Origin of the sequence: Streptomyces sp. JH34 (assembly GCF_029428875.1) — a bacterium.
GTDB lineage: Bacteria > Actinomycetota > Actinomycetes > Streptomycetales > Streptomycetaceae > Streptomyces.
Window position 1 is genome coordinate 816,075 of the sequence record NZ_JAJSOO010000001.1, and the last position, 12,091, is coordinate 828,165.

Genomic DNA, 12,091 nt, shown 5'->3' on the forward strand with positions numbered 1-12,091 from the left:
GCCGTCAGGTGAGCGGTACGGCGAGGCTGTGCAGGTAGCGCATCAGGGTCATCAGCACATCGCGGCTGGAGGCACGCAGTCGCGCGTCGCAGTCGATCATCGGGACCTCGTCCGGCAGGTCCAGGGCGCTGCGCAGGGCCTCGACGGGATGACGCGGGGCGCCGGGGAAGGTGTTGACGGCCACGACGAAGGGCACGCCGCGCTCCTCCAGCCTGCCGATGACGTCGAAGCTGACCTGGAGCCGCCGGGTGTCGATGAGGACGACGGCTCCGAGTGCTCCTTCGAATAGCCCGTTCCAGAGGAACCAGAAGCGTTCCTGGCCGGGGGTGCCGAACAGATAGAGGATCAGTTCGTCGCTGAGGCTGATCCGGCCGAAGTCCATGGCGACGGTGGTGGCCGTCTTGGTCTCCACCCCCACGTTGTCGTCCACGCCGACACCGGCCTGGGTCATGGTCTCTTCGGTCGTCAGGGGCCGGATCTCGCTCACCGAGCCGACCATGGTCGTCTTGCCGACCCCGAACCCGCCGACGACGACGACCTTCACCGCGGCCGTGGCCGTGTCGGGAAGGACGTCCTCGTTGCGCGGGCCCGTGATCGTGTCAGAGCTTCTGGAGTCCATGCATCACCGCTTCGAGGAGGGACCGGTCCGGGAGCGCGGCGCGGACGATGGGCGCGCGCGACTCGATCAGTTCGGTCGCCAGGAGTTCTGTCAGGAGCGAGGTGACCACGCTGAAGGGGAGGCTCAGGTAGGCCGAGATCTCGGCGACGGAGAGCGGCGCCTTGCAGAGCCGCAGGATCGCGGCCTGCTCGGGCTGGACCGTCGGCGAGGGATCGGCCTGTGCCACCACCATCGTGACGAGGTCGAGTGCCGCTCTCTCACCGTCGGGGGCGCCGGTGATCACGTACAGCCGTTCCGGGTCGCTCACCGCCGGGTCGGCCTTGCGGCGTTCTCGTCGGGGAGGGCTCATCCGGACTGCCCGTCGTGGCGCGGAGGACTCGTCAGGTGCGCGCCGATACGGACGACCATGTCGCGCATGCGGGCACCCACCAGTCCGGCGTCGACCGTCTCGCCGGCCAGGACGGCGAGGTAGGCGCCCGTGCCCGCGGCCATCAGGTAGAAGAACCCTCCGGTGACCTCGATGACGACGAGCTTCATCAGTCCGTCGCTGTAGGGGATCTCGGTGGCGACGGCGGCGGCCAGACTCTGCAGTCCGGCGCAGGCGGCGGCGAGACGGTCGGCGACGTCGGGGTCACCGCCGTGCCGGGCGATGCGGAGGCCGTCGGCGGAGAGCACCACGATCTGATGGATGCTCGGTACGTCGTCGGCCAGTTCCTTGAGCATCCAGTCCATGTTTCCCCGTTGCTGGATCACTTCTCGTCTCCCTTGTCCCACGCGTCGTCTGAGTCCGTGTCGTTCCCGGGGTCCTTGGGCACACCGTTGACGGCCTGGGTGAAGGCCTCCAGCCAGAGGCCGGGCGGTGCCGATCCGCCACCACCGTGTCCGTTGTGCCCGTTGCGCGCGGCCGGCTCCGCGGCCGGCGCGGCCTGTTGCGGGAGGTTGTGCGATCCGAGGGGGGCGCGCCCCCGGCTGCGGCGCTGAGGGAGCCCGCCCTCGGTCCACTCGGTCACGACGATCTCGTCGTCGCCCATGGCCGCCGCGGCGGGCGCGGGCCGCGCGGCCGAGGCCGCCGGAGCCGGTGCGGGTACGGGGGTGGCGAGCGACGGGACGGGGCCGGTCACGGCGGGGCGCGTCTTGTGCTTGCCGCGCGGTGGGACGACGTGCTGCATCTGCGACATGTCGAGCGAGCTCTGGGGCCGCGAGGTGGCGCCGATGCCGTGCGCGATGCCGGGGGCGGGGCCGGTGGTGATCATGTCGCGCGGCACGATGAGTACGGCGCGTACCCCTCCGTACGCGGACTGCCGCAGCGACACCTGGAGTTGGTACATGCGGGCGAGCCGGCCGACCACGGCCATGCCGAGGCGCGGCGACTCCCCGAGGTCGTTCATGTTGATGCCGGCCTGTGCCTGGGCGAGCATGTTCTCGGCCCGCACACGGGCCTCCTCGCTGAGGCTGACGCCGCCGTCCTCGATCTCGATGGCGATGCCCGTCTGCACCTCGACCGCGGTGACGTGCACCCGGGTCTGCGGGGGCGAGTAGCGCGTGGCGTTGTCGAGGAGTTCGGCGCAGGCGTGGATGAGCGGCTCGACCGCGGTGCCGACGATGGCGACCTTGGCGATCGAGTGCAGGTCGACGCGCTGGTACTCCAGGATCCTGGACATGGCGCCACGCAGCACGCTGAAGAGCGGCACGGCCTTGGGCCACTGACGGCTGGGGCGTGCGCCGCCGAGTACGGCGATGGAGTCGGCGAGACGGCCGATCAGCGCGGTGCCGTGGTCGATGCGGAGGAGGTCGTCGAAGACGTCGGGGTTGCGCCCGTGGTGGTCCTCCATCTCCCGGAGTTCACTGGCCTGCCGGTGGACGATGGCCTGGACCCGGCGGGCGACACTGACGAAGGCGCGCTGCGCGGAGTCACGCATCGCCTCTTCGTTGTCGATGATGTCGAGGACCTGGAGGACCAGGGCACGCTGCGCCTTGGGGAGGTTGCGGTAGGACGCGTCGGCGTCGACGATGTCACGCATCACCTCCTGCGGGGAGTTGCTGGCGCGCAGCCGCCGGATCGCGGCCGGCAGGAGGTCCTTGGTGAGCCGTTCGGTCTCCTGGTCGTAGGACGCGATCCGGTGTTCCAGGGCCGCGATGCGCCGTTCGTACTCGGCTCGCTGGACGCGCGCCGCCCGGCGCCGGCGGTTCAGTACGACGGCGAGCGTGGCGACCACGACTGTGGCGACCGCGCCGCACCAGACGACTGCCGCCCGCGTGGCTCCGGTGACCGGCGCCGCGCCCGCCGCGGTGGCACCGGCCATCAGTACGACGGGCAGGAGCGCGGCGCGGACTACGGGGACGTCTCTTTTGGTCGGCGGTGATTCAACACGGACCATCTAAACCCTCTGGCGGTTGATTTCGGGAGGTATACGCATGTGCACGGATAGTTGTGCACAAGCGCTCGAATTCATATCAACTCGACTTCACTGCGCGTGAGCCTAGCCAGATCAGAACAGTGCTTCGGCATATTCACCCAACCCCCTGCGCGAGCACGGCTGCGGTAATACACTCGCCAGTTTTCGTACTCACCGACGTCGAGCGGACGCAGGGAGTGACCTGTATCGGGAATCGGGAGAAAGTAGACCCTCGCGTCCGACTGTGCGGGACACGAGGGCGAACGGGGCGGTCAGCCTGGAGGGTCAATCACCTGCAGGAATGCGGAAATCTAGGTACGCGTGAGCGATCGGCGTCGCGATGTGCGAATACTCAGCAACCGCAGAGCCGGACAAGCGCACATGCGATCGAATCGGATCGAAAGGAGCAGATCCCTGATCGACGAACGAACGCGCGAACCGTAACCCGTAAGGGCTGCGGGACACGGGGCGCCGGATCGGCGCCGACGACAGGCGCGCGGGGCGGGAATTCCGGCTCCCCGACCTCCTCACTCTCCGTGAGACCCCTCCTGTCCGCCCGGAGATCCTTGGGCCTGCCCGCACCTCCCGGATGTCTAGCGACGGCCGCCGAGCCGGCCCTCCAGTTGCACCAGCAGCTCACCGAGCTGTTCGCTGAGGCCGCCGCGGGTCTCCTCGTCGAGCCCGGAGAGCACCGACCGCTCGTAGGCGAGCTGTTCGGGCAGCAGACGGTCGACCAGGTCGCGCCCCGCCTCCGTGAGCCCGACGTGGGCGACCCTGCGGTCCCGCGCGTCGCTGCGACGGTCGATCAGGCCTGACTCCTGCAGGACACGCAGACGCTTCGTGACGGCGGCCCCGGACGAGAAGGTCTCACGGGCGAGCTCGCCGGGGGTGAGCTCGCGGGCGGTGCGCCGCATCGCTCCGAGCAGGTCGAATTCGGCACGCGTCAGTCCGGCGGAGCGCAGCGGCGCGTCCTCGGCCTGCTGGAGGAGGGCGGCGCAGCGGTTGATGCGGCCGATGAGCTCCATCGGTCCGGTGTCGAGCCCAGGGTGGACGGCCTGCCACTGCCGTACCACCGAGGCCACGATGTCGTCGGTCACACCGCTCCGTTCGCCGGGGGCAGGGTGATCAGCCCCTGCCGTTGTGCTGTCGCCGCGAGCGTACGGTGTCCTGCCTGCTCAGCGGCGAGCAACTCCTCCTTGGGAAGGGCGCGCTGCCACCATTCGCCCGAAGCGACGTCGCCGGCGTCCCGCAGTTCGACGAGGGCGGCGGTCAGCCTCCTGCGTGCCGTTTCGAGCGCCGGAGGACCGTCCGCCGGGTCGGCGACCGCGCGTTCGGCACGGTCCCGGGCCTCCCAGGCCGCGGCGAGGGCCCGCTCCACGCGGCCGGACGCCCTGCGGTTGGTGACGGCGACCGCGGCGAGGAAGCCGACCGCGACACCCACGAGGGTGTCCAGGGCCCGGTCCTCGACGAGCTGACCCGCGGGCTGGAACCCGCCGAACTCCAGGATCAGCAGGGCCATGGGGGTGACCGCGACGGAGCCGAGCCAGTAGTTGCGCGTGATCAGGGCCTCGGCGGCGAAGTTGAAGAACAGGACGCACAGGACGAGGGCGAGCGGGCCGACCCGGGCGAGCGGGATCACGGCCGCGAAGACCAGCACGCCGAGGAGGTTGCCGACGGTCCGCTGCAGGGCCCTGCTCCAGGAGAGGGCGAGGTTGGGCTGGTAGACGGAGGCGGCGGTGACGATGGCCCAGTACGGGTGCCCGACACCGAGCGCCGAGGACACGTAACCGGCCAGGGCGCAGCCGATGAGTGTGCGGAAGGCGACCGGCAGAACCGGCGACCCGGGGCCGAGCGCGCGCAGCAGCCGGCGCCTGGCCTCGCGCCGGCCCCGTCGCATCCGCTGTCCGGCACGTTCGGCGTCGATGCCGAACAGCTGCTCGACGGTGCCCGGCGCGGGCGGGGGTCCGGGGACGGTGCCACGGCCCCGGGTCGCCGCCGCCCACCGGCGCAGTTCTTCGGGGTCGGCGCCGGGGACGTGGCCGTCGGCCGCGGGGGTGGCGAGGGCGCGCTCGGCGTGGACGACGAGGCGTTCGAGTTCCTGGCGTACGGGAGTGGGGCGGCCCGCGGCCAGCAGTGACTGCCAGGCGCCCTGCACCGCCGCCGCCGCGGTGTGCCGGCTCCGGGGGTCGGGCGCCGTCGCGTACGCCGCTGCGGCGTCGAGGGCGCGGGCGGTGGCGAGACGCTCGGGCCCCTCCCTGTGCCACAGGGCGGGGCCCGCGGTGACCAGCCACGAGAAGGCGCCCGCGGCCAGCATCAGCGCCAGGTGCCCCGGGACCTGGCCGAGTTCCTGCGGTGCGAAGAGCGCCGCCGAGGTGACGAAGGCGAAGATCACGTTGCCGGGCGGGCCGATGCGGGTCGCGTCGCAGAAGGTCTTCTGCACGGCGGCGAGCAGTGCGCCGACGGCGATGAGCACGGCGGTCGAGTCGGTGAGCGAGGCGGTGACCAGTGCGACGGCGAAGCCCGCCGCCATCCCCAGGATCACGCGGAGGACGGTGTGGGCCCTGCGGGCGTACGGGAGGTTGTGTCCGTAGAGCGCGCAGAGCGACCCCGCCATGGTGTACATGATCAGGTCGAGCCGGCCCAGGGAGTACAGCAGCAGATTCGGGACGGCCGACGCGACGACCACGCTCAGCGCGGGCTTGTACCAGATCTCGGCGGGGCTGTTGAGGCGCAGGACACCGGCGACCGGCAGTCTGTGGACGGATGGCTTCCGGGATCGCATAGATGTATCACTCACCCATTTACCTTAACAGGTGTTACACACGTAAAACGTTTTCGTGGTGCGCGCCGCCTCAGGTAGCCGCCACCCCCTCACGGCTCTACCGTGCTGCATACCAGCGTAGGAATGTGAGGGATCGCTCGCCTCGGGAGGAACCCGTATGAAGCTCACGGAACCGGTTCCCGGTGGACCTTGCTGGGTCGAGCTGAGCACCTCGGACGCGGGGGCGGCCAAGGCGTTCTACGCGGGACTCTTCGGATGGCGGTCCGAGACCGCCCCACGGGCGAGGTTCGGCATCCACCCCCTCCGAGGACTCAGCCTCAGCGACCCGCGGCCGGCCCGGCCCCCTCGGGCAGCCGGACGCTCTCGGCGGCGTCCGCCACCCTGCGCATCAGTGCGAAGAGGGTCGTCCGCTCGTCCGTGGAGAGCGGGCCGAGGAAGACCTGGTTCATCCCGACCGTGCGGCGGGCGAGCCGCCCGTGGGTACGCACGCCCTCGTCCGTGAGGCGGAGCAGGTAGCGGCGACCGTCCTGCGGGTCTCGCACCTTGCCCAGCAGCCCCCGGTGCGACAGCCGGGTGATCACCTCGGCGACGGTGGACCGGTCGAGCCCGACCCGCTCCCCCACCGTCCGCTGATCGAGGCCGGGTTCGGCGGTCAGGGCGTTCAGGACGGCGAACTGGGGTGAGGTGATCTCCTCGGAGACCATCGTGTTCCACAGCAGGTGGTGGGCCTGCTGAAGGCGCCGGGCCAGGTGCCCGGGGTGGGTGCTCAGGTCGACCGCCTGCACGGCACCGCCCTCTCTCTCGGACGTCGGCCGTCGGCCATCGGCCGTCGACTCCATCGGCCGGGATGCCGGCGGTACACAGTGTACTGAGGGTATTGACCTCGACAACGGGCCCTGGATAGCTTCATGGCCACCACATTTAATCAGTGCACTGAGCATCAACCGCGATTCACGGAGCCGTGACATGACATCACGTGACGTTCCCGCGCATCCGCTGCCCGACGGGATGAGCCAGCAGGAGATCGACTCCGAGATGGACCGGGCCCAGGCGGCGGCCGAACCGGGTTCCCACCATCCGCCGCGCGACTACCCGCCGTACCGCAGCAGCCACTTCCGCCACCCGCACCGTCCGCTCGTCCCCGTGCGTGACCCGGAGGCGGTCGAGCTGTCCGGGCCCGCCTTCGGCGTCACGGACGTCACCGCGCTGGACCGCGACCTCACGGCGCGGCACGACGGCGAGCCGCTCGGTGAGCGGATCACCGTGACCGGCCGGGTGCTGGACCGGGCCGGGAGGCCGGTGCGGGGTCAGCTCGTCGAGGTATGGCAGGCCAACGCCTCCGGGCGGTACGCCCACCAGCTCGACCGGCACCCGGCCCCGCTGGACCCCAACTTCACCGGGTTCGGGCGGTGCCTGACCGACGACGACGGCGGCTACTCGTTCACGACCGTCAAACCCGGTGCGTACCCCTGGCGCAACCACACCAACGCGTGGCGCCCCGCGCACATCCACTTCTCGCTGTTCGGCACGTCGTTCAGCCAGCGGCTCGTCACCCAGATGTACTTCCCCGGCGACCCGCTCCTCCCCTACGACCCGGTGATCCGCTCCGTCACCGACGAGGCGGCGCGCGAGCGGCTCGTCTCGGCGTACGACCACGAGCTGTCCGTCCCCGAGTGGTCCCTCGGATACCGCTGGGACATCGTCCTCGACGGGCCGCGCGCCACCTGGACCGAGGAAGAAGGCGACCACTGATGTCCCACGCCCCGACTCCCTCCCAGACCGTCGGTCCCTTCTACGGCTACGCCCTGCCCTTCCCCGGAGGCGGCGAGGTAGCCCCGGCCGGGCATCCGGACACGGTCACGGTGCACGGTCACGTGCTCGACGGCCGGGGCGAACCCGTGCCCGACGCGATCGTCGAGACCTGGCAGCCCGCACCCGACGGATCGCGCACGGGCCTCCCGGGATCCATGCGCCACGACCCCGCGACGGGGAAGGTCATCGGACGCAACGGGGTGGACTTCACCGGCTTCGGCCGCGCGCCGACCGACGCGGCCGGGCACTGGGCCGTGCGTACGCTGCGGCCCGGCGGTGTCCCCTACATCTGCGCCGCGGTCTTCGCCCGCGGCCTGGTCCAGCACCTCCACACCCGCGTGTACCTCCCCGATCTGCTCGACGCGGGTGCGGGCGCCGGCGATCAGCTGCTGGAGTCGCTGGACGCGGGGCGGCGCGCGACACTGATCGCGACGCGCACGGACCCCCGTACCTACCGTTTCGACATCCGTCTCCAGGGCGCCGACGAGACGGTCTTCCTGGAGTTCAGCTGATGCACGAGAGCGATGCCGGCCTCCTCGCCCCCGGACGGGCCGGCTCCGTCGCCGAGGCAGCCACCGGCGACCACGCCTTCCTGCAGGCCCTCCTGGACGCCGAGGCCGCGCTCACCCGGGCCCAGGCCGCCGCCGGGACCGCACCGGCCGGGGCCGGGCGGGCGGTCACCACGGCGGCGGACGCCGGCCGGTACGACATCCGGGAGCTGGCGCTCGGGGCGCGGGCAGCCGGCAATCCGGTGATTCCGCTGGTCGCCGCCCTGTCCGCGGCGGTCGACGCGGAGGTGCGGCCCTTCGTCCACCTAGGAGCGACGAGCCAGGACGTCCTGGACACCGCGGCGATGCTCGTCGCGTCGCGGGCACTGGCACCGGTCCTCGACGACCTGGGACGGACCGCCGACGCGCTGGAGCGCCTCGCCGTGGAGCACCGCGACACGCCGATGCCGGGCCGCACGCTGACACAGCACGCGGTGCCGACGACGTTCGGCCTCAAGGCGGCCGGCTGGCGGTCGCTGGTGCTCGACGCGCGGGACCGGCTGCGGATGGTGCGCGACGCGCTCCCCGTCCAGCTCGGCGGCGCCGCGGGCACGCTGGCCGCCTTCCCCGTCACCGCGGCCGGAGACACGGCCGGGCCAGGGCTCGTGGCCGCGTACGCGCGGGAAACGGGTCTGGCCGAACCCCTCCTGCCGTGGCACTCGCTGCGCACCCCGGTCGCCGATCTGGCCGGGGCACTCGCCTTCACCGCGGGCGCGCTGGGGAAGACGGCAGCCGATGTGCTCACCCTGTCCCGTACGGAGATCGCCGAACTCTCGGAGGGGTCGGGCGGCGGCTCCTCGGCCATGCCGCACAAGGCGAATCCGGTCCGCGCCACCCTGATCGCCGCCGCGGCGCGCCGTGCGCCCGGCGCGGCGGCCACGCTGTACGGCTCGCTCGCCGCCGGGGACGAACGGCCCGCAGGGGCCTGGCACGCCGAGTGGGAGCCTCTGCGCGACCTGCTGCGCCTGACCGGCGGGGCGGCCCGGGACGCGGCTGAACTCTCCGAGGGGCTCCGGGTGTTCCCGAACGCCATGCGGAGGAACCTGGCGCTGACCGGCGGGCTGATCGTCTCCGAACGGCTGGCCGCGGTCGCCGCCGCGCGGGTGGGCCGGGCCCGCGCGAAGGAGATCCTGGAGTCGGCCGCGGGCCGGGCCCGCGACGAGGGGAGACCTCTGGCGGAGGTCCTCGGGGGCGAACCCGCCTTCGAGGGCCTGGACCTCGTGGAACTGACCGATCCCGCCCGGTACACAGGCTGCGCCGGGGCACTCACCGACCGCGCTCTGGAGCGCCGATGACCACGACACCCGCCCGCCTCCTCCACCACCGCGCCGAAGGCCCGGCGAGCGCTCCCCCGCTGCTGCTCGGTCCCTCGCTCGGCACCTCGACCGCGCTCTGGGACGGGGTCGCCCCCGAGCTCTCCGCCACCCACCGGGTCGTGCGGTGGGACCTGCCGGGGCACGGAGACTCCCCGGCCTCACTGATCGGCCCGGGAGCGGGCGTCGCCGATCTGGGCGCGCTGGTCCTGGCGCTCGCCGACTCGCTGTCCCTGGAGCGGTTCTCGTACGCCGGGGTGTCGCTGGGCGGCGCCGTGGGCCTCTGGCTCGCCGTCCACCGTCCGGAGCGCGTCGACCGCCTGGCCGTGGTGTGTTCGTCCGCCCACTTCGGCGACCCGGGGCCGTGGCGGGAGCGGGCCGCCCTGGTCCGCGCCGAGGGACTGGGCAAGGTCGCGGAGAGCGCGGCGGGCCGCTGGTTCACACCCGGGTTCACCGAGCCACGGCTGCTCGACGACCTGCTGGGCACGGACCCCGCGGCCTACGCCGCGTGCTGCGACGCGCTCGCCGAGTGCGACCTGCGGCCCGGCCTGCCCGGGATCCAGGCGCCGACACTGGTCGTGGCCGGCCGCGACGACCCGGCCACCCCGCCCGCGCACGCCCGGGAGATCGCCGACGGGATCCCGGGCGCCGCACTGACCGAACTGCCGCACGCCTCCCACCTGGCTCCCGCCGAACGCCCGGAGGCCGTACGGGAGGCGCTGCGCGCCCACTTCGCCCCCCGGGAGCGCGGGAGCGGGACGGCGGTGCGCCGCGAGGTCCTCGGGGACGCCCACGTGGACCGGGCGCAGGCGGCGACCTCGGAGTTCACCGCGCCCTTCCAGGACTTCATCTCCCGCTACGCCTGGGGCGAGATCTGGACCGACCCGACCCTGTCCCGCCGGGAACGCAGCCTCATCACGCTGACCGCCCTGGTCGCGCACGGCCATCACGGCGAGCTGGCGATGCACGTCCGAGCGGCGGTGGGCAACGGCCTCAGCCCGCGCGAGATCGGGGCGGCACTCCTGCAGACCGGGGTCTACTGCGGGGTCCCGGCGGCGAATTCGGCGTTCGCGGTGGCCGAGCGGGTGCTGACGGAGACGGAGCGGGACGGGCCGGGGTAGCGGCGGACCGGCTCCGGGGCGGCGGAGGTGGCCGTCGCCCCGTGCCACCGGAGGATCCGGAGGACCCTGAGGATCCGGAGGACCCTGAGGATCAGCCGAGGCCGCGGGCGTCCTGCTTCAGCGCGGTGTCCACGGTCAGTGCCGTCGCCACGACGAGGCTCAGCAGCGGTTCGGGGAGCTGGTAGTGGATCTGCAGCACGTAGTTGTCCGCCGTGGTGAACATGGTCTTCGCCAGGCCCTCCCAGGTCTTGGTGATCCTGGCGATCTCGGCACCGTTGTGGTCGACGATGGCGAAGTTCCACGCGCGCCAGTTCTCGGCCTTGATGGCTCCGATCTGCTGTCCGTCGGCCGTCATGGCGAAGTTGATCTTGCCGATGGCGTTCTGCTGGACGATCTCACCGACGGGCCGCCCGTCCGGACGCTGCACCACGACCCGTGACTTGATGAACTTCGCCGGGCGGGTCAGGAGCAGCTGCGGCTGCCCGTAGGCGTCGCGGATCTCCAGACGGTGCGTGAGGTACTGGTCGATGCTGGAGACGAACCTGAGCACCTTGCGCAGGGTGCTCTGACCGACCTGGACGACGGAGCCGACGGTGTTGCCCTGCTGGTCGAAGACGCTGTACTCGTTCGTGAGCTCGATCAGCTTGGCCTTCTGGTTCACGACCAGGACCTGCTGGCTGAACAGCGAGCCGGCGCCGGGCGCCCCCTGCTGGGGAACGGCCTGCGCGGGGGCCGCCTGCTGCGGGGCGAACTGCTGCTGCGGCACCGCGGCCTGCGGCTGCTGGTGCTGAACCTGCGGCTGCTGCTGGGGCTGTCCGGCGTACGGCCCGCCGGCCTGAGGCTGGGCCTGAGCGGGCGCCTGCCCCTGGGCCGGGTGCGTGTGTTCCGTCCACCGGGAGCCGTCCCAGTAGCGCAGCAGCTGCGGCGCTCCGTGAGGATCCGGATGCCAGCCCGCAGGAATGTTCGATTGCGTGGTCACCGGGGCACTTTATCCTGCCGGACTACGGGCCGGACTCTTTGAACATTCACACACCATCTACGATGGCGGCGATGACCAGAGCGAGCGCGCGGACGGACCGGCGACGGAGCGGCAACGGCCCGCTCTCCGCGCCGGTCTGGGCGCTCATGCTCCTGGCGGTCCTCCTCTGCTGTTCCCCGGCGGGTGTCCCACCCCGTGCCGAGGCGCCCTCGGCCACCGCGCTCAGGGCCTTCACCCCGGTGGACGCGCCCGCCGCGTCCGTCGTGGTGGCCGACGCACCCGACGAACGCGGGATCGGGAGCTCCTGCCACGGTCCGGTGGACCACTCGACGGCCGTCGTCCTGCCCGGCCATCCCGCTCCTCTCGCGCTGCCCTGCCCCTCGGCGTCGCCCCGGACAGCTCCGCTCACCGGAGCCGTCGCCATCCGAGGTCCCTCGAACGAGGGCGTGGGCTCCGTCGACCGGATAAGCCTCCAGATCCAGCGGACATAGGCATCCCGGATCCGCCCTCCGTGCCGCGAA

13 protein-coding genes are annotated in these 12,091 nt (G+C 72.1%); 5 read left to right on the forward strand and 8 right to left on the reverse strand.

The genetic code is table 11. From position 1 onward, the window contains the following. Positions 1-4: 4 nt before the first annotated feature. The 7 genes from LWJ43_RS03835 to LWJ43_RS03870 form a co-directional block, all read right to left on the reverse strand. The gene (locus LWJ43_RS03835) at positions 5-619 is read right to left on the reverse strand and encodes a GTP-binding protein (RefSeq protein ID WP_277330851.1); all 615 of its coding nucleotides are present in this window, start codon (positions 617-619) and stop codon (positions 5-7) included. Next, complete coding sequence (locus LWJ43_RS03840; RefSeq protein ID WP_277330852.1) at positions 600-968, reverse strand: DUF742 domain-containing protein; 369 nt, start codon at positions 966-968, stop codon at positions 600-602. Before LWJ43_RS03840 ends, LWJ43_RS03835 begins: the two co-directional genes overlap by 20 nt. Then, positions 965-1,372, reverse strand: coding sequence for a roadblock/LC7 domain-containing protein (locus LWJ43_RS03845; RefSeq protein WP_033302788.1), 408 nt, complete (start codon positions 1,370-1,372; stop codon positions 965-967). The genes LWJ43_RS03840 and LWJ43_RS03845 overlap by 4 nt, the downstream gene beginning before the upstream one ends. Then, on the reverse strand, positions 1,369-2,997 hold the full coding sequence (locus tag LWJ43_RS03850; RefSeq protein WP_277330853.1) for a sensor histidine kinase: 1,629 nt from the start codon (positions 2,995-2,997) through the stop codon (positions 1,369-1,371). Before LWJ43_RS03850 ends, LWJ43_RS03845 begins: the two co-directional genes overlap by 4 nt. 611 nt (positions 2,998-3,608) lie before the next feature. Then, complete coding sequence (locus LWJ43_RS03855) at positions 3,609-4,112, reverse strand: MarR family winged helix-turn-helix transcriptional regulator (RefSeq protein WP_277330854.1); 504 nt, start codon at positions 4,110-4,112, stop codon at positions 3,609-3,611. Further along, positions 4,109-5,797, reverse strand: a complete 1,689-nt coding sequence (locus LWJ43_RS03860) for an FUSC family protein (protein WP_277335803.1) — start codon at positions 5,795-5,797, stop codon at positions 4,109-4,111. Before LWJ43_RS03860 ends, LWJ43_RS03855 begins: the two co-directional genes overlap by 4 nt. Positions 5,798-6,114: 317 nt before the next feature. Further along, positions 6,115-6,582 carry a MarR family winged helix-turn-helix transcriptional regulator gene (locus tag LWJ43_RS03870; RefSeq protein WP_277330855.1) on the reverse strand — a complete coding sequence of 156 codons (468 nt, stop codon included), beginning with the start codon at positions 6,580-6,582 and terminating at the stop codon, positions 6,115-6,117. Between the two features lie 223 nt (positions 6,583-6,805). On the opposite strand from LWJ43_RS03870, the gene pcaH reads away from it, so the two are divergent. From pcaH to pcaDC, 4 genes are read left to right on the forward strand one after another with little or no spacing between them, the layout of a single operon-like run. Continuing rightward, positions 6,806-7,549, forward strand: a complete 744-nt coding sequence (pcaH, locus tag LWJ43_RS03875; RefSeq protein WP_462100937.1) for a protocatechuate 3,4-dioxygenase subunit beta — start codon at positions 6,806-6,808, stop codon at positions 7,547-7,549. After that, a complete protein-coding gene (gene pcaG, locus LWJ43_RS03880; protein ID WP_277330856.1) occupies positions 7,549-8,121 on the forward strand; it encodes a protocatechuate 3,4-dioxygenase subunit alpha in 573 nt (190 codons plus the stop codon). The genes pcaH and pcaG overlap by 1 nt, the downstream gene beginning before the upstream one ends. After that, complete coding sequence (gene pcaB, locus LWJ43_RS03885; RefSeq protein ID WP_277330857.1) at positions 8,121-9,452, forward strand: 3-carboxy-cis,cis-muconate cycloisomerase; 1,332 nt, start codon at positions 8,121-8,123, stop codon at positions 9,450-9,452. Before pcaG ends, pcaB begins: the two co-directional genes overlap by 1 nt. Continuing rightward, on the forward strand, positions 9,449-10,591 hold the full coding sequence (pcaDC, locus tag LWJ43_RS03890; RefSeq protein WP_277330858.1) for a bifunctional 3-oxoadipate enol-lactonase/4-carboxymuconolactone decarboxylase PcaDC: 1,143 nt from the start codon (positions 9,449-9,451) through the stop codon (positions 10,589-10,591). Before pcaB ends, pcaDC begins: the two co-directional genes overlap by 4 nt. A gap of 91 nt (positions 10,592-10,682) precedes the next feature. Here pcaDC and LWJ43_RS03895 read toward each other — a convergent pair whose 3' ends face one another. Further along, entirely contained in the window at positions 10,683-11,570 is an 888-nt protein-coding gene (locus tag LWJ43_RS03895) for a phospholipid scramblase-related protein (protein WP_277330859.1), read from the reverse strand. A gap of 62 nt (positions 11,571-11,632) precedes the next feature. On the opposite strand from LWJ43_RS03895, the gene LWJ43_RS03900 reads away from it, so the two are divergent. Then, entirely contained in the window at positions 11,633-12,061 is a 429-nt protein-coding gene (locus tag LWJ43_RS03900) for a hypothetical protein (RefSeq protein ID WP_277330860.1), read from the forward strand. Positions 12,062-12,091 lie beyond the last annotated feature (30 nt).

Excerpts from the sequence above, each read along its gene's own strand:
- LWJ43_RS03835 (WP_277330851.1), bottom strand. The coding sequence starts at position 619 with ATGGACTCCAGAAGCTCTGACACGATCACGGGCCCGCGCAACGAGGAC.
- LWJ43_RS03840 (WP_277330852.1), bottom strand. The coding sequence starts at position 968 with ATGAGCCCTCCCCGACGAGAACGCCGCAAGGCCGACCCGGCGGTGAGC.
- LWJ43_RS03850 (WP_277330853.1), bottom strand. The coding sequence starts at position 2,997 with ATGGTCCGTGTTGAATCACCGCCGACCAAAAGAGACGTCCCCGTAGTC.
- LWJ43_RS03860 (WP_277335803.1), bottom strand. The coding sequence starts at position 5,797 with ATGCGATCCCGGAAGCCATCCGTCCACAGACTGCCGGTCGCCGGTGTC.
- pcaH (WP_462100937.1), top strand. The coding sequence starts at position 6,806 with ATGAGCCAGCAGGAGATCGACTCCGAGATGGACCGGGCCCAGGCGGCG.
- pcaG (WP_277330856.1), top strand. The coding sequence starts at position 7,549 with ATGTCCCACGCCCCGACTCCCTCCCAGACCGTCGGTCCCTTCTACGGC.
- pcaB (WP_277330857.1), top strand. The coding sequence starts at position 8,121 with ATGCACGAGAGCGATGCCGGCCTCCTCGCCCCCGGACGGGCCGGCTCC.
- pcaDC (WP_277330858.1), top strand. The coding sequence starts at position 9,449 with ATGACCACGACACCCGCCCGCCTCCTCCACCACCGCGCCGAAGGCCCG.
- LWJ43_RS03900 (WP_277330860.1), top strand. The coding sequence starts at position 11,633 with ATGGCGGCGATGACCAGAGCGAGCGCGCGGACGGACCGGCGACGGAGC.